Genomic DNA, 18754 nt, shown 5'->3' with positions numbered 1-18754 from the left:
CCACCATGAACACCAGCCACGAACGCCGCCTTGCCCTGCAACAGAATCCCGAGATTTTGAAAGGGATCTTGCGTGGCATCGAAAAAGAAGGACTGCGCGTCGATGCGCTGGGCCAATTGGCAAACACTCCCCACCCGCAAGCTATCGGGTCGGCCCTGACCAACGGCCACATCACCACCGACTACGCCGAAGCCCTGCTGGAGCTGATTACCGAGCCACGAGCCCGGGTCGAGGTCGTGTTGCAGGAGTTAAGCGACATCCATACCTTTGTAGCCAGCAAGCTGGACCAGGAAATTATCTGGAACCAGTCCATGCCCGCGCTCCTGCCCGCCGAAAAAGACATTGCCATTGCCTGGTACGGCAAGTCCAACACCGGCATGCTCAAGCATGTGTACCGCCGTGGCCTGGCCGAGCGCTATGGCAAGCCCATGCAATGTATCGCCGGCGTGCACTACAACTTTTCCCTGCCGGATGGCATCTGGCCCTTGTTGAATGTCTGTGGCGACAATCTGCAAGACCAGCGCTCCAACGGGTATTTGGCGCTGATCCGCAACTTCACGCGCTATTCCTGGCTACTGATGTACTTGTTTGGCGCCTCGCCCGTGCTGGACGCGAACTTCCTGCAAGGTCGCAGCAACAATCTGGACAAGATCGACGAGGACACCTTGACCATGCCTTGGGCAACCAGCTTGCGCATGAGCGATCTGGGCTATCACAACAAGGAAGCCCAAGCCGAGCTTCAGCTTTGCTACAACGACCTGGACACCTTTGTGATGCGCATGTATCACGCTGCCGTGACCCCTTGGCCGGACTACGAAAAACTGGGTACTCACCGCAATGGCGAATGGATTCAGCTCAACACCCATATCCTGCAGATTGAAAACGAGTACTACTCCAGCATTCGTCCCAAGCGCACCACCCAGCGCAGCGAGCGCCCGGCTACAGCCCTGGCCCAGCGCGGTGTGGAATACATTGAAGTTCGCTGCCTGGATATAGACCCTGAATCACCCACTGGAATATCCGAGCAAACCTGCCGCTTCCTGGATACGTTCCTGCTGTTCTGTACCATACAAGACAGCCCCTTCTTCCCGGACGGTGGCTACTGCCAGGACAGCAAGAACAACTTTGCAACCGTTGTACGCGAAGGCCGCCGCCCAGGCCTGATGCTGACCAATCAGCAAAAACAAAGCGTCAAGCTGCAGGACTGGGGCCACGAGATCCTGGAATCTCTGCTGCCTTACGCACACATGCTGGATCAGGCCCTGAATACCCAAGGTCACACCGAAGCCGTGCAAGCCCAAATCCGCAAGTTGAAGAACCCCGAGCTGACGCCGTCAGCCCAGCTGCTGAGCCGCTTGCGCGACACGGGTTTGAGCTTTCACGACTACGCCTTGCAACGCAGCCGCGAACATCATGAAACCTTGTTGGCCCACCCTTTGCCTGCCGACAAGCAAGCGGCTTTCGAACAACAGGCCAAAGATTCTCTGCAAGCCCAAATTGATATCGAGGCCCAGGATCAGGAGTCCTTTGAAGACTACGTACAGCGCTACGAGCGCAACCTGATTCCACCTGAAGTGGAAAACAGCTAAACGACTCCACTAAAAAGCCGCTCTCAAGAGCGGCTTTTTTTTGCTGCCTGCACACCCACGCGACCTCCGAGCTCCTTCGAACAGCACAAAAGCAAGCTCTGCTTTTCCCCTTTTCTTGAAATGGCTTTCCGACTATTTCAAAAAATAATTGTTATGTTATAACATCTCGAAAATTAACAAACCGGAAGATGAGATGCGTTTCCAACCCCGTCCCCTGCCACTCGCCCTGGCTCTGCTTTTGTGCGCCTCTGCCCAAGCCAATGAAATTGAAGAACCTGTCCCTGAACTGGCCCCTATCCGAATCTCCGCCAGCCCCCTGGCCTTGCAACAAACCGAGCTGGCCACGGCCAGCACGGTCCTGCAAGGCCCCAAACTGGATTTGCGCCGCAGCAGCACCTTGGGTGAGTTGCTGGACGGTGAAGTCGGCATCCATGTAGACAGCTTTGGTAGCGGTGCCAGCCGCCCCGTCATCCGCGGCCAAACCGCACCCCGCGTTAAAGTCCTGAGCGATGGCGCAGAGGTCATGGACGCATCGGCCATCTCGCCCGACCACACCATCACGGTCGACACCTGGCAAGCTGATCGCATTGAAGTGCTGCGCGGCCCATCGGCCCTGCTGTATGGTGGCGGCGCCATTGGTGGCGTGGTCAACGTACTGGATCGCAAGATCCCAACCGCCATCCCCGAAAAGGGGTTTGAAGGCTCGGTACGCGCCCAAGGCTCCACGGCTGATCGCGGCAGGATCGGCGCGGTGGAAATGACGGCGGGTGAAGGCAATATCGCCTTGCACGTAGAAGGTGCCTCCCACCGCAGCCGTGACTATCGTGTCCCGAACTGGACCGACAGCCGCGTCAAGGACTCGGACTCCAGCACAGACACGGGCAGCATCGGCCTGTCCTTTATTGGCGACCGTGGCTACATTGGTGCCGCCTACTCGTATCGTGAAGGCAGCTATGGTCTGCCCGGTCACAGCCACGAATACGAGGACTGCCACCCGCACGGCGCCACCCTGCATTGCGGCGGCCACAGTCACGACCATGGCCATGACCACGATCATGGGCACAGCCACGATCACGGTCATGAGCACGAGCACTCCGCCACCGCTCATCTGCGTACCCAACGTTTCGATATACGAGGCGAACTGCGCGATCCCTTGCCCGGTTTCCAGCGCGCTCGCCTGCGTGCGGGTGCGACCAACTACCAGCACGTAGAAAAAGATGGCGATATTGCTGGCACCCGCTTTACCAATCGAGGTTATGACACCCGCCTGGAGCTGGAACACAATCCATGGGGGCCGTTTGAAGGGGTCATCGGCCTGCAAACCAGCCAGTCTGATTTTGCGTCCCGCGACGGCACGGAAAACTTCATCCCTCCTACCCGCACCCGCAGTCAAGGCTTGTTCCTTCTGGAGAGCGTGAACTGGGACGACTGGCGTCTGGAACTGGGCGCTCGTCAGGAATGGCAAACCGTCACACCCGACTCGCAAACTCTGGAGCGCCGCAAAGGCACGGCCACCTCCTTCTCTTTGGGCACCGTCTGGGACTTTGCGCCTGAGTACGCGGCCAGCCTGTCCGTATCCCGCTCGCAGCGTCTGCCCACGGCGCAGGAGCTGTTTGCCAAAGGCGTGCACTTTGCCACACTCAGCTATGAACGCGGCGATCCGAATCTGGACCGGGAAACCAGCCATACGGTTGATCTGGGCCTGCAAAAACACCTGGGTGATCTGCGCTTTGATCTGCGCACCTTCTACACCCGCAGCTCGAACTACATTTATGGCCGCAGCCTGGACCGCCACGAAGACTTCCAGCTGATTCAATACAGCCAGGACAAAGCCCAGTTCTGGGGTCTGGAAGCGGAAGCCTCCTACCCCGTCACGTCCTGGGCCTCGCTGAGCGTTTATGGCGATCTGGTGCGCGGTAAACTGCAAGACCCCGGCCGCAACCTGCCACGCATGCCCGCCGCCCGCCTGGGTATTCGCACGGATCTGAACTGGCAGAACTGGTCCGGTTTTGTGGGATACACCCACACCTTCGGCCAGGAGCGCGTGGCGGAGCATGAAGAGAGCTCGCCGTCTTACGGTTTGCTCAGCATGGGTTTAAGCTACCGCCTGCAGATGGACCAGAACACCTACACCCTGTACCTGAGAGGAAATAACTTGCTGAACAAGTTGGCTTACCGCCATACCTCCTTTATTGCCCGTCAGGCCCCGCTGATGGGGCGCAACATCCTGGCCGGGATACAGGTGGAATTTTGAGCAAGACCGCCATACACACGGGTAGCCGTCTCTACCAGATCGTGGCCGACATGCAGGGCAACCGTCCCTGGGGCAACTTTCTGGATGCCGGCACCGGCAAAGGCTCCCTGCGCTGGTTGCTGACGCTGGACACAGAACGCTGGACGGCCATTACCGCCTCCCCCGGTATGGCCGAACAGGTGACCCGTGAGCTGGGCGATCAGAAACGCCCCGAGGACCGTCTGCTGGTGGGCAACTGGAGCGATCCGGAGTTTTTGCAGGGCGAACGCTTTGATACGGTTCTGGCGGACTATCTGCTCGGTGCCATAGACGGCTTTGCCCCCTACACCCAGGACCAACTGTTCAGCCGCCTGCGGCCACTGACCGACCAGCGCCTCTACATTATTGGTCTGGAGCCCTACGTGCCCTATAGCAGCACGGATCCGGCGGGCAAACTGATTGTGGAAATAGGCCGTTTGCGCGATGCCTGCCTGCTGCTGGCAGGCGAGCGACCGTACCGCGAGTACCCGATGGACTGGGTACTGCGCCACCTGCGGCAGTCCGGCTACCGCTGTGTGGATGCGCAACGCTTTGGCATTCGTTACGGCGACAGCTTTATCCACGGTCAGCTGGATATGTGTGATGGGCGCTTGCGCCGCCTGAAGGACCGCAACCTGGCCATGGCCTTGTCCGAGCATGTTCAGGCCTTGCGCCAACAAGCCCTGGCCTTGAATCAGACCTTGGGGGGGCTGCGCCATGGTCATGACTATGTGATTTGTGCCGAAGCTATTTAAAACCAGAAAGCTGCACAGGAAAAAGATAAAGGGGCCTTATCGGTCCCTTTATCTTTTCAGAATCCCACTGATCTCTACTTTGTTATAGCCAGAACCTGGAAACACCGTCTGGTTTCATACCCTTGTCGGATGCTGCCCTGCTTGTGTCAGACATCATTCCGGGAGATAAACCTGAACACATTCTGTCCTCACGCCCCAGCAAAGGCAGGACATAAAAATACAAATGGACACCGCCCACTTCGTCCCAGGTCAAATGATCGAAATCAATAATTAGCCAACTTCACTTCAGCAAGCCCAGAGCAGAACGTTTGACAAACAACAGGCGCAAAAAAAGCAGCCATAGGCTGCCTGCATTGCGACGCTTTATAACTGGAAATTCAAACCAGGCCTTGAAAAACTGCCCCAAAGAGCCGTATAAACAAGGAGTTCTGGCGCGTCCGACAGGAATCGAACCTGTATCGAGGGCTTCGGAAACCCTAATTCTATCCATTGAACTACGGACGCCAAGCTCGCTATTGTAGCGCGAGTTTGGAGTTTTTTTCAGTATCTATCCGGCAATTATGACTGTGCCAAATCAAGAGTCAGATACAAGAGCGACACACTCCGCTATAATCCATGGTTGCGCGATCTGGGTCGGTGGCTTGGTAGACACGTCCTTGCGCACACCCATTAGGTAGGCGCAAGCCTTTATTGGTGGCCTTTAAAGGCCCTCCCGTCATTTCTTGTACGAACTCGCAGGATCCGATAATGAGCAACACGGAACAAAAAACCGAAGAACACAACGAGGGTCACTCAGCCATGATCAAAACCCCTAAACAATTGCTTGTGACCGTGGCTCTGGCTTTCTTAGTGCCCATCGCGATTATTGTCATGCTGGTCAGCCTGGTTACCTCCACCATGGGTGCAGGTGCTGGCTCCGCCGCCCTTTCCCCTGAAGCCATTGCTGCCCGCATCCAGCCTGTGGCTGGCTTCAAACTGGTTGACGCCAATGCCGTCAAAGAACTGAAGACGGGTCAGCAAGTGTACGAAACCACCTGTACCGCCTGTCACGGCGCCGGTGTGGCCGGTGCGCCCAAATTTGGCGACAAGGGTGCCTGGGGCGAGCTGATCAATCTGGGTCAGGACGAACTGGTCAAGAACGCTATTCACGGTATCCGTGCCATGCCAGCCAAGGGTGGTAACCCTTCGCTGGACGATATCGAAGTGGCTCGTGCCGTTGCTTACATGGCTAACGCTGCTGGCGCTGACTTCAAGGAACCCGAAGCGCCTGCACCAGAAGGTGAAGAAGCCGACGCCAAGCCTGAAGCGACTGCTGCCGCCGACACCAAACCTGCCGAAGCGCCTGCGGCTGAGGCTCCTAAAGCCACGGAAACCTCTGCCGCTGACGACAGCAAGGTCGACCCAGCTGGTATCAAGCTGTACGACACCATCTGCTTTGCCTGTCACGCTGCCGGTGTAGCTGGTGCGCCCAAGTTTGGCGATCAAGCTGCCTGGAAGCCATATATCGAATCCGGTATGGACACTATGGTTCAAAAGGCCATCCACGGTGTAGGCGCCATGCCTCCACGCGGTGGCTCGCAAGCCTCTGACGACGAAATCCGTGCTGCCATTCAGCACATGGTCAACGCCGCCAAGTAAGCATTGCTCCAAGGCTCTGGCACTGTACAGAGCCTGCGAATACAAAAAGCCCGATGAATATTCATCGGGCTTTTTCTTTGTCCAAGGCTGTTTGCAGATGACTGAGGCAGGAACTGCCCCCTACAATCGAACCCTCGGATCACTGCACTCCGCCGCCATCAAACAGTTGCGGGCACTTACCATGACACGCCTTCCTTCCCCTGCTCGTCTGGCCGTTACGGGCATCCTGTCGGCCCTGGCCGTTTTGATCTTGCCGTCGGCCCAGGCCTTCGCCAATGAGTCGGCAACGGCAGCCACTCAGAACGCAGCACAGGCCACTAGCGTCCTGAATCGGGATAGTCTGGACAAAGCCATGCACACGCTGCTGCAAGCCACCATGGACAGGGATCTGAAAACGATTCTGCAGTTTCAGTCACCACGAAAGATCCAGAAAATGTCACAAGCGATGGGCAAGGACTATACAGAGACCATTGCCGAACTGATCCGGCTGGGCCGCTCTATGGATGAGCATCAGCCCGTACAGATTCTGTCTGGCCACTACGACGTGAATACCGCACAGTTCGGTAAAACCAGCACTGGTCGCGACTACGCCGTACTGAACTACAGCCGTACCTTCAAGAAAGACGGCAAAACCTTTGAGCTTAGCTATCCCACATTGGCCAGCGTAGATGGCAAGACGATTTTCATCATCCCGCTCAGTGAAGATGCGCTGCTGCCAGAACTGATCGAGCTATATCCGGACCTGGCCTCGGTGAAAATACCTGCGGCGAAAACACAGAAGTGAGTCCTGCTCTCCTTGGACCCTAAGCCCGGTCCCAGCATCCGTTTCTTTAGCACCTGATTTAGGCTGTCTTTTATATGTAGGCGGGATTCGCCATAGCCTTAGCACCAGGAGCTGCCCGAACAACAACTCCTCCTGCAGCTCCCTTCTGACAATAAAAAAGCCTGAGTCCGGTGTCATCCCGGACTCAGGCCTACTCATAGCCTGGTTGGCTGATCTACCCCTAGAACACGCTTTAAAGCCTCATAAAGCGCCCAGGAGAGCAATCTGAGACGTCTTTTACTGCGCCTTGCACTGCGCCAAGGCCGTCAAGGACATGCCCAATTGCACACGGCGTTGCAGCCAAGGGCTGGCGCGGTAGCGCATATCACCCGTGACGGCTTGCAGCGTGTTCAACACATCCAGCAAATCCCGCGAGCCGACGGCATCGCCCATGGACAGCGGACCATTATGCGGGTAACCCAGACCCAGACGCACCGCAGCGTCGATGTCAGACGGTGTCGCAATCTGCTGCTGAGCGATATCGCTGGCGATGTTCACAATGGTGGCCACCAAACGCTGGGCCACAAAACCAGCGGAATCCTCAATCACACTGACAGCCGTACCATCGCTGGCCAGCATGGCCCAGGCCTGGTCGCGCCATTCGGGCGTGGTTGCAGCCGAACACATCAGTACACGGCGGCGGCCTTTTTCCAGACCGAACAAGGTATCCAGCGCCACGGTACGGGCAGGGTCCAGGCCATGCAGGGACACCAAAGTCGCCACGTCTTCACCGTAAGGCGTCAATAGAATCAGCGCATCAGCCGGTGGCTGGTCGCCCTCCACCACTTTCACACCCAGCTCGTTCAGCAATTGCAGCGCGCGAGCCTGACCTTGCTCGTGGTAAGGCGAGACCCACACAGGTGCAAAAGAAGTCACGGCAGGCACGGCAGGCTCTTGAGGAAGCTGTTTCTTGCCATCTTCATACTTATAGAAGCCTTCACCATTCTTGCGGCCAAACAGCTTGCCCGCATGACGCACTGCCGTGATGGGCGAAGGACGGAAGCGAGGCTCGTCGTAGAACTGGCGGTAAATGGATTCCATCACCGGGTGAGATACATCCAGCGCGGTCAGATCCAGCAGCTCGAAAGGGCCCATGCGGAAACCGGCCTGCTCGCGCATGATGGCGTCGATCTGGTAGAAAGGAGCCACACATTCCTGGGCGATTTTCAGGCCCTCGATGTTCATGCCGCGACCAGCGTGATTCACGATAAAGCCAGGCATGTCCTTGGCACGCACGGGCGTATGGCCCATATCGCGTGACACTTGCATCAGGGCATCACCCACTTCAGGCGAGGTGCGCAGGCCATCAATCACCTCAACCACTTTCATCAGGGGCACGGGGTTAAAGAAGTGATAACCAGCCACACGCTCGGGGTGGCGGCAGGCTTGGGCAATGGCGGTAATGGACAGCGAAGAGGTATTGGAGGCCAGCACGCAATCGGCCGACACAATCTCTTCCAACTGCTGCAGCAAGCCTTGCTTGACGTCCAGACGCTCCACAATGGCTTCCACTACCAGATCAGCAGGGGCCAAGGCTTGCAGGTCGCTGGCGGTTTGCAGGCACGCTTTGGCCGCGTCCACCTGTTCAGCCGTCATGCGGCCTTTTTCTTGCAGACGGCTCCAAACGGCATGCACGTCGGCCAAAGCAGCCTTGACCGAGTCCGCATTCAGGTCATACAGCAAGACCTGCTTGCCAGCCTGGGCAGCAATCTGGGCAATGCCCCGTCCCATAGCTCCTGCGCCAACAATAGCGATGGTTTGTATCTGTTTCATGATTCACAACCTGATCGAAAAGCAATAAAAATTAAGCCTGGTCAGCGGAGCCAGACACCAAGACCTCTACCTGGTCGGGCGACAGCTCCAGCACTCGCGCCAGGACCTCGCGGGTGTGTTCACCCAAACGCGGGGGCGCACTGCGATACTGCACCGGCGTAGCCGACAAACGCAAAGGGCTGGCCACCGAAGGCAGCCTGCCACCCTGCCCGGTCGGCAAGTCCAGGCGCAAACCACGCGCCAACACCTGCGGGTCCTGATAAACCTGTTCCATCGTATTGATGGGCCCGGCTGGAATACCCACGGCTTCCAACGCCTGCAACCAGCTATCACGCGTCCGGCTCAACATGACCTGCGCCAGCAGGGGCACCAGTTCGTCCCTGTGCATGACGCGTCCGGCATTGCGCGCAAAACGGGGATCATCCGCCCACTCGGGGTGACCCAGTTCCTGCGCAAAACTGCGAAATTGGGCATCGTTACCCACCGCCACAATCAAATGCCCGTCACTGGCCTCAAAGACCTGATAGGGCACCAGATTCTGATGTGCATTACCGGGCCGCTGTGGCGCCTGCCCGGTACACAAGTAATTCATGTTCTGATTGGCCATCATGGCCACCTGGCAATCCAGCAAGGCAATATCCAGATGCTGGCCCAGGCCACTACGATGGCGTTCCACCACCGCGGCCAGTACGGCCACCGTGGCGTACATGCCGGTCATGACATCGGCCACGGCCACCCCCGCTTTTTGCGGTTCGCCTCTTGGCTCACCAGTCAGTGACATCAAGCCACCCAGCCCCTGGATCATGAAGTCATATCCTGGACGACTTGCATAGGGGCCAGTCTGCCCAAATCCGGTAATCGAACAATAAATCAGGGCCGGGTTGATGGCTCGCAGGCTTTCATAATCCAGCCCGTACTTTTTCAGACCACCAACCTTGAAGTTTTCCACCAGGATATCGCAGCGACTGACCAGTTGACGCACCACATCTGCGCCTTGTGCAGTGCCTATATCCAGGGTGATGGATTCTTTATTGCGGTTAGCGGCCCCAAAATAGGCCGCATCTTCCGTGTCCGCTCTGTGACCATCCTGCAGATAAGGCGGCCCCCAGCCCCGGGTGTCATCTCCCGCACCGGGACGTTCGACCTTGATGACTTCCGCACCCAGATCAGCCAGGTTTTGAGTACACCAGGGCCCGGCCAGCACGCGCGTCAAGTCCAGAACACGCAATCCCGCCAAGGGCGCTTTTCGTTCAGTCGTGGTCATAGCAAACAAAAATCCTTCAAGTCGCTTATTGTGCACTACGTCTTCTTAGTCCGGTCTACGGACAGAAAAAAGTGCTCAAACCATGGTCATTTTCGGGCCCGGAGGAATTTGTGCGGCGCACCAAGCCGGGCGACGATAAACCGTCCTAGAATAGGTGACGATAGATTATCAGCGGCAGATCTTCCTTGCAGGACCCCGCCCCTTCAAGAGGCAGGGCACTTCTTTCGATAACAGGAGACCGACCTTATGCCATCGGCATTAACGCAGCAGCTTTATCAATCTATGACCCTGCCTGTAATGGCAGCGCCCATGTTTATTGTTTCGAACCCCGCCCTGGTGATTGCGCAATGCGCCAGCGGCATTATCGGTTCCGTCCCCGCCTTGAACGCCCGCCCCCAGGAAAAGCTCAAGGATTGGCTGGACGAGATCGACGACACCCTGGCCGAACTGCGCGAGCGCCACCCCGAGCGCCGCATCGCCCCCTATGCCATCAACCACATCATCCACCAGTCCAACGACCGCCTGGAGCAGGATCTGCGGGTATGCGCCGACCACAAGGTGCCGCTGGTAATTACCAGCCTGCGTGCCCCGCAGGACATCGTGCCGCATGTGCACGCCTGGGGCGGCAAGGTTTTCCACGATGTGACCACCTTGCGTCACGCCGAAAAAGCCCTGGAAGCCGGTGTGGATGGGCTGATCGTGGTGGCAGCCGGTGCAGGTGGTCACGCCGGTACCTTGAGCCCCTTTGTACTGGTCAACGAAATTCGTCAGATTTTTGATGGCCCGATTGCCCTGTCCGGCGCCATGAGCCGGGGTCGCGACATTCTGGCCGCCCAAGCCATGGGGGCCGACATGGCCTACATCGGCACCCGCTTCATTGCCAGTACCGAAGCCAATGCCTCGGACGATTACAAGAACATGATCGTCAAGGGCCGTGCTGCCGATATCGTCTACACGCCGCTGTTTACCGGCATCCCTGGCAACTACCTGAAGGACAGTATCCGCGCTGCCGGCCTGGACCCGGACAAGCTGGATGCGGAAAAAACGGCCGATACCGCCTTTGGTTCGGGCATGAGCAAAGCCTGGCGCGACATCTGGGGCGCTGGCCAAGGCATTGGTGGCATTGATTCGGTAGAACCTACTGCCGACATCGTGGCCCGTCTGCACCGCGAATATCAGGAAGCCAAGGCAGCACTGCTGGCCTCCCCTTTCGCCTGAACAGGAGCACGCCATGATACGGACTCATGACGCGGGCCATTGGCTGGAAGTCATTCTGGATCGTCCGGAACGACGCAATGCCTTGACCGGCCCCATGTACGAAGAGCTGGCCGACATCATCGACCAGGCCGATCAGAATCAGAAATATCGTGCCCTGATTCTGACCGGCGCGGGCGAGCATTTCTGTGCCGGCAACGACATCTCGGAGCTGTCCAATGTGCGCAACAACGACATGCCGCCGCCGATCAAATTCCTGCGCAGTCTGGTCAAAGCCGACATCCCATTGATCGTGGCCGTAGAAGGCCACGCTGTGGGTATCGGCGTGACCTTGCTGCTGCATGCGGACTTTGTGTACGCGGCCCGTGACGCGCGCTTGCGCATGCCTTTCACGGCCCTGGGCCTGTGCCCGGAGGGCGCATCCAGCCACCTGCTGGCCCAGTACGTGGGGCCTCGCCGTGCCAACGAATGGCTGCTGCTGTCACAAGCCTTCAGTGCCGAGCAGGCCATGGAAGACGGCCTGCTCACTGAACTGACCGACCACGGCAACAGCCTGGAAGCCGCCCGTGCCTGCGCTCACGCGCTGTCCGAGCAGCCTCCCATTGCCCTACGCACCAGCAAGCGTTTGCTACGTGAGCCCCAGCGCGAAGTGTTGCTGGATGTTCTGGAGCGCGAACGCAAGCTGTTTTCCAAACTGCTTGAAGGTGAAGAAGCTCTGCAAATTCTGGGCCAAATGAGCCAGAATCGCAGCGGCAAATAGCCGTTCATCAGGCCTGATTTCTGCGCAAACCCGCATGTGCAGCGATCTTGCCACAGTGCACCCCGTTCAGGGGGGTGATAAGGGGCCTGTGAGAGCAGGTCCCTAATTTTTTTTACCGTATTCGCAAAAATTTCTTGCGTGCAAAAAAAAAATCGCTGTATTTTATTTTTTGCGCTGCAACAAATGCACCGCTTTAACACGTTCTTTGCGGATACGCCCATGACACACTCCTGTCCCCCCCAAGCCCAAGGCTTGTACCTCCCCGCTAATGAACACGACGCCTGCGGCGTCGGATTTATCGCACACATCAAAGGCCAGGCGAGCCACGCCATCATCACCCAAGGCCTCAAAATCCTGGAAAACCTTGATCACCGCGGCGCTGTAGGCGCAGACCCCTTGATGGGCGACGGTGCAGGCATTCTGATCCAGATCCCCGACCAGTTGTACCGCGAAGAAATGGCCGCCCAGGGCGTGACCCTGCCGCCCCCTGGCGAGTACGGCGTGGCCATGGTGTTCCTGCCCAAGGAAACCGCCTCCCGCCTGGCCTGTGAGCAGGAGCTGGAGCGTGCGGTACGTGCCGAAGGCCAGCACATGCTGGGCTGGCGCGACGTGCCTGTGGACAGCACCATGCCCATGTCGCCCACCGTCAAGGCCAACGAGCCGGTGATTCGCCAGCTGTTCATTGGCCGCGGCCCGGATGTGATGGTGCCCGACGCGCTGGAGCGCAAGCTGTACGTCATCCGCAAGACTGCCAGCCACGCCATCTACCGCATGGCATTGGCCCACGGCCAGGAATACTTTGTGACCTCGGCCTCGGTGCGCACCATCGTCTACAAGGGCTTGCTGCTGGCTGACCAGGTTGGCCGCTACTACCGCGATCTGGCCGACCCTCGTGCCTGTTCCGCACTGGCTCTGGTGCATCAGCGCTTTTCCACCAACACCTTCCCTGCCTGGCCTCTGGCCCACCCGTACCGCCTGATCGCCCACAACGGCGAGATCAACACGGTACAGGGCAACTTCAACTGGCTGCGTGCCCGTGAAGGCGCCATGGAATCGGCCGTGCTGGGCTCGGACCTGCAAAAGCTCTACCCCATCGTGTACGAAGGCCAGTCCGACACGGCCACCTTCGACAACTGTCTGGAACTGCTGGTGATGGCTGGCTATTCCTTGCCGCACGCCATGATGATCATGATGCCGGAGGCCTGGGAACAGCACGCCGAGATGGATGAAAGCCGTCGCGCCTTCTACGAGTACTACGCAGCCCAGATGGAGCCTTGGGATGGCCCCGCCGCCATCGCCTTTACCGATGGCCTGCAAATCGGCGCGCTGCTGGATCGTAACGGCCTGCGTCCGGCCCGCTACGTCATCACCGACGACGACATGATTGTGCTGGCCTCTGAAGCCGGTACTCTGCCCATCCCCGAGCACCGCATCGTCAAAAAATGGCGTCTGCAACCCGGCAAGATGCTGCTGATCGACCTGGAACAGGGCCGCATCATTGACGATGCCGAGATCAAGTCCCAGCTGGCCAACACCCATCCCTACAAGCAGTGGATTGAACGCCTGCGCTTGCGCCTGGACTCCCTGCCCAGCGTGCCCGGTGTACGCCCACAATTGGCCAACCGCGACCTGCTAGATCAACAACAAGCCTTTGGCTGGACCCAGGAAGACATCAAGGTCGTGCTGCAGCCCATGGCCAGCAAGGGTGAAGAAGCCACCGGCTCCATGGGTAACGACGCGCCGTTGGCCGTGCTGTCCGACAAGTCCAAGCCCTTCTACAACTACTTCCGCCAGCTGTTTGCCCAGGTTACCAACCCACCTATCGACCCGATTCGCGAACAGATGGTGATGTCGCTGGTGTCCTTTATTGGCCCCAAGCCTAATTTGCTGGACATCAATAACGTCAACCCGCCACTGCGTCTGGAAGTCTCCCAGCCCGTGCTGAGCCCGTCTGACATGAACCAGATCCGGCGCATTGAAACGGCCAGCAATGGCAAGTTCCGCAGCCAGGAACTGGACATCGTCTACCCCAGCGCCTGGGGCCCGGAAGGCATTGAGGCCAGCGTGGCCGCCCTGTGCGCCCGTGCGGCGGATGCCGTGCGCGATGGCTACAACATCCTGATCCTGACAGATCGCCGTTGTGACGCCGAGCATGTGGCCATCCCTGCCCTGCTGGCGACCTCGGCCATTCACCAGCACCTGATCCGCATCGGCCTGCGTACCCGCACGGGTCTGGTTGTGGAAACCGGCTCGGCCCGTGAAGTGCATCACTTCGCCCTGCTGGGTGCATATGGTGCCGAAGCCATGCACCCCTGGCTGGCTTTTGAAAGCCTGCAGCAGCTGGCCCAGGACCCGATCAACCAGATCGACGCGTCCCAGGCCGAGGGCTACTACATCAAGGCCATCAATAAGGGCTTGTACAAGGTCATGTCCAAAATGGGCATCTCCACCTACATGTCCTACACCGGCGCGCAGATTTTCGAGACCATCGGCCTGTCGCGCTCGCTGGTGGACAAGTACTTTGTGGGCACCTCCTGTCCGGTAGAAGGGATTGATATCTTCACCGTGGCCGAAGAAGCGCTGCGTCAGCATCGCGCCGCCTACAGTAAGGACCCCGTACTAGAAAACCATCTGGAAGCCGGTGGCGAATACGCAGTACGCGTGCGTGGTGAAGACCATATGTGGACGGCCGACTCCATCGCCAAGCTGCAACACGCTACCCGCAGCCAGAACTACAACACCTACAAGGAATACGCCCAGCTCATCAACGAGCAAAGCCGCCGTCATATGACCCTGCGCGGTTTGTTCGAGCTGCGTCTGGACCCGGCCCGGGCCATTCCCCTGGAAGAGGTAGAACCGGCCAGCGAGATCGTCAAACGCTTTGCAACCGGCGCCATGTCGCTGGGTTCGATTTCCACCGAAGCCCATGCCGTACTGGCCGTGGCCATGAACCGGATTGGCGGCAAGTCCAATACCGGCGAAGGTGGCGAGGACGAGTTGCGCTATCAGCACGAAATGCAGCACGGTAAAAGTGGCATCCGCCAGGGTGATACCTTGGCCAGCGTCCTGGGCCAGGATCGCGTGTTTGCCGACATTGATCTGCAAGAGAACGATTCGCTGCGCTCGCGCATCAAGCAGGTAGCGTCCGGCCGCTTTGGCGTGTCGGCCCAGTATCTGTGCAGTGCCGATCAAATCCAGATCAAGATGGCACAAGGAGCCAAACCCGGCGAAGGCGGTCAATTGCCCGGCCACAAAGTGTCCGAGTACATCGCCAAGCTACGTTATTCCGTCCCCGGTGTGGGACTGATTTCGCCCCCACCCCACCACGACATTTACTCCATCGAAGATTTGGCCCAGCTGATTCACGACCTGAAAAACGTGAACCCGCAGGCGGATATCTCGGTGAAGCTGGTGTCCAAAGTGGGTGTAGGTACTGTGGCTGCTGGTGTTGCCAAAGCCAAGGCCGATCACATTGTGATTGCCGGCCACGACGGTGGTACGGGTGCCTCGCCCCTGTCCTCCATCAAGCACGCCGGTACGCCGTGGGAACTGGGCCTGGCTGAAACTCAGCAGACCCTGTTGCTGAACCGCTTGCGCAGCCGCATTCGTGTGCAGGCTGACGGCCAGATGAAGACCGGCCGTGATGTGGTGATCGGCGCCTTGCTGGGTGCGGATGAATTTGGCTTTGCTACCGCCCCGCTGGTCGTGGAAGGCTGCATCATGATGCGCAAATGCCATCTGAACACCTGCCCGGTTGGCGTTGCCACCCAGGATCCGGTGCTGCGCCGCAAGTTCAAGGGCAAGCCTGAGCACGTAGTGAACTACTTCTTCTTTGTTGCCGAAGAAGTGCGTGAACTGATGGCTAAACTGGGCGTGCGTCACTTTGACGATCTGATCGGTCGCAGCGACTGGCTGGATATGCGCAGTGGTATCGAACACTGGAAAGCACAAGGTCTGGACTTCTCCCGCCTGCTGCACAAAGTGGAAAACGAAGAGTCGCCACGTCAGATCGCCACCCAGGATCATGACCTGGAACACACGCTGGATCGCCAACTGATCGAGCGCAGCGCCGTCACCCTGAATCAGGGCACCCCACTGTCCTTCATCACCCCCGTACGCAACCGCAACCGCAGCGTCGGTGCCATGCTCTCGGGCGTATTCACCAAGAAATACGGTCATCAAGGTTTGCCTGACGACAGCCTGCACATTCAATGCAAAGGCACGGCGGGCCAGAGCTTTGGCGCTTTCCTGGCTCAGGGCATCACCCTGGATCTGGTGGGCGAAGCCAATGACTACGTGGGCAAAGGCTTGTCCGGTGGCCGCATTATCGTGCGCTCGCCCAACGACTTCCGTGGCTACGGCCCGGACCACATCATCGTGGGCAATACCGTGCTTTATGGTGCTCTGGCGGGTGCAGCCTACTTCAACGGCGTCGCCGGCGAACGCTTTGCTGTGCGTAACTCCGGTGCCAGCGCAGTTGTAGAAGGCGTAGGCGACCACGGGTGCGAATACATGACGGGCGGCACGGTCGTTGTCCTGGGTGAAGTGGGCCGCAACTTCGCAGCCGGCATGTCCGGTGGCGTGGCCTACGTGTGGGACCCGCTACGTCGCCTGCAACTGCGCTGCAACCCTGGCATGGTGGATCTGGAGCCCGTTTTGAGCAAGGCCGAGCAAGAGATGAACAGCAGCATGGCGCAATGGCACAGCCGTAGCGCCCAGGGCGAACGTCAGACCGACGATGCCATCTTGCAAACTCTGGTCCAGGAACACTTCAAGGCCACGGGCAGCTTCCAGGCTCGCGAGCTTTTGAAAGACTGGGACAGCGCCCGCGCACAATTCGTCAAAGTCATTCCACGCGAGTACCGCCGTGCATTGAGCGAATTGTGGCAAGGTCCGCAAGCGAGCAAAGCCGCGCCCAAAAGCAGTAAAACCCGCCGTTCGGCTTCGGCCTGAACCCTTCCCATCACCATCAGGAAACGACACATCATGGGAAAGACGACTGGATTTCTTGAGTTTCAACGTCTGCAAGAAGCCGTAGAAGCTCCTTTAAAGCGGGTCAAGCACTGGAAAGAGTTTGTCCAGGTATTGAACGACGAACAGGCAGGCCAACAGGCTGCCCGCTGCATGGACTGCGGCATCCCCTTCTGCCACAACGGCTGCCCGGTCAACAACATCATCCCCGACTGGAATGATCTGGTTTACCGCCAGCAGTGGAAAGAAGCGCTGGACGTGCTGCACTCCACCAACAACTTTCCGGAAATCACCGGCCGTATCTGCCCCGCTCCTTGCGAGGCAGCCTGTACCCTGAACATCGATCGCGCACCCGTGGGGATCAAATCCATCGAGCACGCCATCATCGACAAAGGCTGGGCAGAAGGTTGGGTTGTGCCACAAGTGCCTACCCATAAAACCGGCAAACGTGTGGCCGTCATCGGCTCCGGCCCTGCCGGACTGGCCAGCGCCCAGCAATTGGCACGCGTCGGCCACGACGTCACCGTGTACGAGAAAAGCGACCGCATTGGTGGCCTGATGCGCTACGGCATCCCCGACTTCAAGCTGGACAAGCACCTGCTGGATCGCCGTATCGCCCAAATGCAGGCCGAGGGCGTGCAGTTTTGCCCCTCTACCTACATAGGCCAAGCACAAGACCAAGCCGCCCAGGAACCGGGGCTGACCGTACTGTCCCCTACCGATCTTGAGCAGCAGTTCGACGCCATCATCCTGGCAGGCGGCTCCGAAACCCCACGCCTGCTGGACGCCCCCGGCAGCCAGCTGCAAGGTGTACATCCCGCCATGGACTTCCTGCGCATCCAGAACCAGCAAGTTGCCGGTTCGCGAGGCACTCCCGCCATCAGCGCTCAAGGCAAGCATGTCGTAGTGATTGGCGGCGGTGATACCGGCTCGGACTGCGTGGGCACCAGCACACGCCAAGGCGCAAAATCAGTCACCCAATTCGAACTGATGCCCCGCCCGCCCGAGCAGGAAAACACGGAGCTGACCTGGCCCTACTGGCCCATGAAGCTGCGCACCTCGTCCTCGCACGAAGAAGGCTGCGAGCGTGACTGGGCAATCAACACCGTAGAGCTGGAAGGCAAGAACGGCCAAGTCAAAGAACTGCGCGCCGTGCGCGTGGAATGGAAAACCGACCCAGCAACAGGCCGCATGAGCATGACCCCCATCGCCGGCTCTGAAATGACCTTCCCAGCCGACCTGGTCCTGCTGGCCATGGGCTTCACCGCCCCCGTGCGCCAAGTCCTGGAAGCCTTTGCCGTGGACGCCGACCAGCGCGGCAACGTCGCCGCCAACACAGACGACTACCAAACCAACCGCGCCAAAGTCTTTGCAGCCGGAGACATGCGACGCGGCCAGTCCCTGATCGTCTGGGCCATCCGCGAAGGCCGCCAGTGTGCCCGTTCCGTAGACGAGTTCTTGATGGGGAGTTCGACACTTCCCCGCTAAGTCCTCTTGGCAGCACCAGTAAGCAAACAGCCAGCCGCGATAAACGGCTGGCTGTTCGTCTATGTACTGGTAGTTGATTATTGGTGGTTGATGGTTGGTTGCTACCATTCTGAAGCCCTTGCTGGCTTGAGGCTGGGTTGGAGCATTCAGGGGGCTTGCCGCCGTCTGGGGCTGTTGTAGGGATGCAAGCACCTTGCTGTTTGAGT

General features: G+C 58.8%; 11 protein-coding genes and 1 tRNA gene. 9 read left to right on the top strand and 3 right to left on the bottom strand.

Annotated features, from left to right (window positions below; genetic code table 11):
- Positions 1–5 precede the first annotated feature (5 nt).
- The 3 genes from gshA to Q9R35_RS05095 all read left to right on the top strand — a co-directional run bounded on the left by gshA (position 6) and on the right by Q9R35_RS05095 (position 4616).
- Positions 6–1589: a glutamate--cysteine ligase gene (gene gshA, locus Q9R35_RS05105; RefSeq protein ID WP_311219462.1), complete on the top strand. Its 1584-nt coding sequence runs from the start codon at positions 6–8 to the stop codon at positions 1587–1589.
- 193 nt (positions 1590–1782) lie between these two features.
- The gene (locus Q9R35_RS05100; RefSeq protein WP_125303918.1) at positions 1783–3843 is read left to right on the top strand and encodes a TonB-dependent receptor domain-containing protein; all 2061 of its coding nucleotides are present in this window, start codon (positions 1783–1785) and stop codon (positions 3841–3843) included.
- Positions 3840–4616: a class I SAM-dependent methyltransferase gene (locus Q9R35_RS05095; RefSeq protein ID WP_311219461.1), complete on the top strand. Its 777-nt coding sequence runs from the start codon at positions 3840–3842 to the stop codon at positions 4614–4616. The genes Q9R35_RS05100 and Q9R35_RS05095 overlap by 4 nt, the downstream gene beginning before the upstream one ends.
- A gap of 429 nt (positions 4617–5045) precedes the next feature.
- On the opposite strand, the gene Q9R35_RS05090 is transcribed toward Q9R35_RS05095, so the two are convergent.
- Positions 5046–5120, bottom strand: a tRNA-Arg gene (locus tag Q9R35_RS05090).
- 243 nt (positions 5121–5363) lie between these two features.
- On the opposite strand from Q9R35_RS05090, the gene Q9R35_RS05085 reads away from it, so the two are divergent.
- Both Q9R35_RS05085 and Q9R35_RS05080 read left to right on the top strand, forming a co-directional pair.
- Entirely contained in the window at positions 5364–6254 is an 891-nt protein-coding gene (locus tag Q9R35_RS05085; protein WP_311219460.1) for a c-type cytochrome, read from the top strand.
- A gap of 181 nt (positions 6255–6435) precedes the next feature.
- Positions 6436–7038: a hypothetical protein gene (locus Q9R35_RS05080; RefSeq protein WP_063689320.1), complete on the top strand. Its 603-nt coding sequence runs from the start codon at positions 6436–6438 to the stop codon at positions 7036–7038.
- 276 nt (positions 7039–7314) lie between these two features.
- On the opposite strand, the gene Q9R35_RS05075 is transcribed toward Q9R35_RS05080, so the two are convergent.
- Together Q9R35_RS05075 and Q9R35_RS05070 are read right to left on the bottom strand one after the other, a co-directional pair.
- Positions 7315–8850, bottom strand: a complete 1536-nt coding sequence (locus Q9R35_RS05075; RefSeq protein ID WP_042488187.1) for a 3-hydroxyacyl-CoA dehydrogenase — start codon at positions 8848–8850, stop codon at positions 7315–7317.
- 31 nt (positions 8851–8881) lie between these two features.
- Positions 8882–10114 carry a CaiB/BaiF CoA-transferase family protein gene (locus Q9R35_RS05070; RefSeq protein ID WP_311219459.1) on the bottom strand — a complete coding sequence of 411 codons (1233 nt, stop codon included), beginning with the start codon at positions 10112–10114 and terminating at the stop codon, positions 8882–8884.
- A gap of 246 nt (positions 10115–10360) precedes the next feature.
- Between Q9R35_RS05070 and Q9R35_RS05065 the strand changes: the two genes are divergently transcribed.
- From Q9R35_RS05065 to Q9R35_RS05050, 4 genes are all read left to right on the top strand, one after another.
- Positions 10361–11332 carry a nitronate monooxygenase family protein gene (locus Q9R35_RS05065; protein ID WP_042488193.1) on the top strand — a complete coding sequence of 324 codons (972 nt, stop codon included), beginning with the start codon at positions 10361–10363 and terminating at the stop codon, positions 11330–11332.
- Positions 11333–11345: 13 nt separating this feature from the next.
- The gene (locus Q9R35_RS05060; protein ID WP_045930700.1) at positions 11346–12089 is read left to right on the top strand and encodes an enoyl-CoA hydratase/isomerase family protein; all 744 of its coding nucleotides are present in this window, start codon (positions 11346–11348) and stop codon (positions 12087–12089) included.
- Between the two features lie 219 nt (positions 12090–12308).
- On the top strand, positions 12309–17042 hold the full coding sequence (locus Q9R35_RS05055; RefSeq protein ID WP_311219458.1) for a glutamate synthase-related protein: 4734 nt from the start codon (positions 12309–12311) through the stop codon (positions 17040–17042).
- Between the two features lie 33 nt (positions 17043–17075).
- Positions 17076–18548 (top strand): glutamate synthase subunit beta, encoded by a 1473-nt coding sequence (locus tag Q9R35_RS05050; RefSeq protein WP_045930699.1) that lies wholly within the window; start codon positions 17076–17078, stop codon positions 18546–18548.
- Positions 18549–18754 lie beyond the last annotated feature (206 nt).

This window comes from Alcaligenes sp. AB3 (assembly GCF_031844565.1).
Lineage (GTDB): Bacteria > Pseudomonadota > Gammaproteobacteria > Burkholderiales > Burkholderiaceae_B > Alcaligenes > Alcaligenes faecalis.
The sequence above is the reverse complement of the archived record's forward strand: the minus strand, read 5'-3'. Positions and strand labels throughout refer to the sequence as shown.

Excerpts from the sequence above, each read along its gene's own strand:
- gshA (WP_311219462.1), top strand. The coding sequence starts at position 6 with ATGAACACCAGCCACGAACGCCGCCTTGCCCTGCAACAGAATCCCGAG.
- Q9R35_RS05100 (WP_125303918.1), top strand. The coding sequence starts at position 1,783 with ATGCGTTTCCAACCCCGTCCCCTGCCACTCGCCCTGGCTCTGCTTTTG.
- Q9R35_RS05085 (WP_311219460.1), top strand. The coding sequence starts at position 5,364 with ATGAGCAACACGGAACAAAAAACCGAAGAACACAACGAGGGTCACTCA.
- Q9R35_RS05080 (WP_063689320.1), top strand. The coding sequence starts at position 6,436 with ATGACACGCCTTCCTTCCCCTGCTCGTCTGGCCGTTACGGGCATCCTG.
- Q9R35_RS05075 (WP_042488187.1), bottom strand. The coding sequence starts at position 8,850 with ATGAAACAGATACAAACCATCGCTATTGTTGGCGCAGGAGCTATGGGA.
- Q9R35_RS05070 (WP_311219459.1), bottom strand. The coding sequence starts at position 10,114 with ATGACCACGACTGAACGAAAAGCGCCCTTGGCGGGATTGCGTGTTCTG.
- Q9R35_RS05065 (WP_042488193.1), top strand. The coding sequence starts at position 10,361 with ATGCCATCGGCATTAACGCAGCAGCTTTATCAATCTATGACCCTGCCT.
- Q9R35_RS05060 (WP_045930700.1), top strand. The coding sequence starts at position 11,346 with ATGATACGGACTCATGACGCGGGCCATTGGCTGGAAGTCATTCTGGAT.
- Q9R35_RS05055 (WP_311219458.1), top strand. The coding sequence starts at position 12,309 with ATGACACACTCCTGTCCCCCCCAAGCCCAAGGCTTGTACCTCCCCGCT.
- Q9R35_RS05050 (WP_045930699.1), top strand. The coding sequence starts at position 17,076 with ATGGGAAAGACGACTGGATTTCTTGAGTTTCAACGTCTGCAAGAAGCC.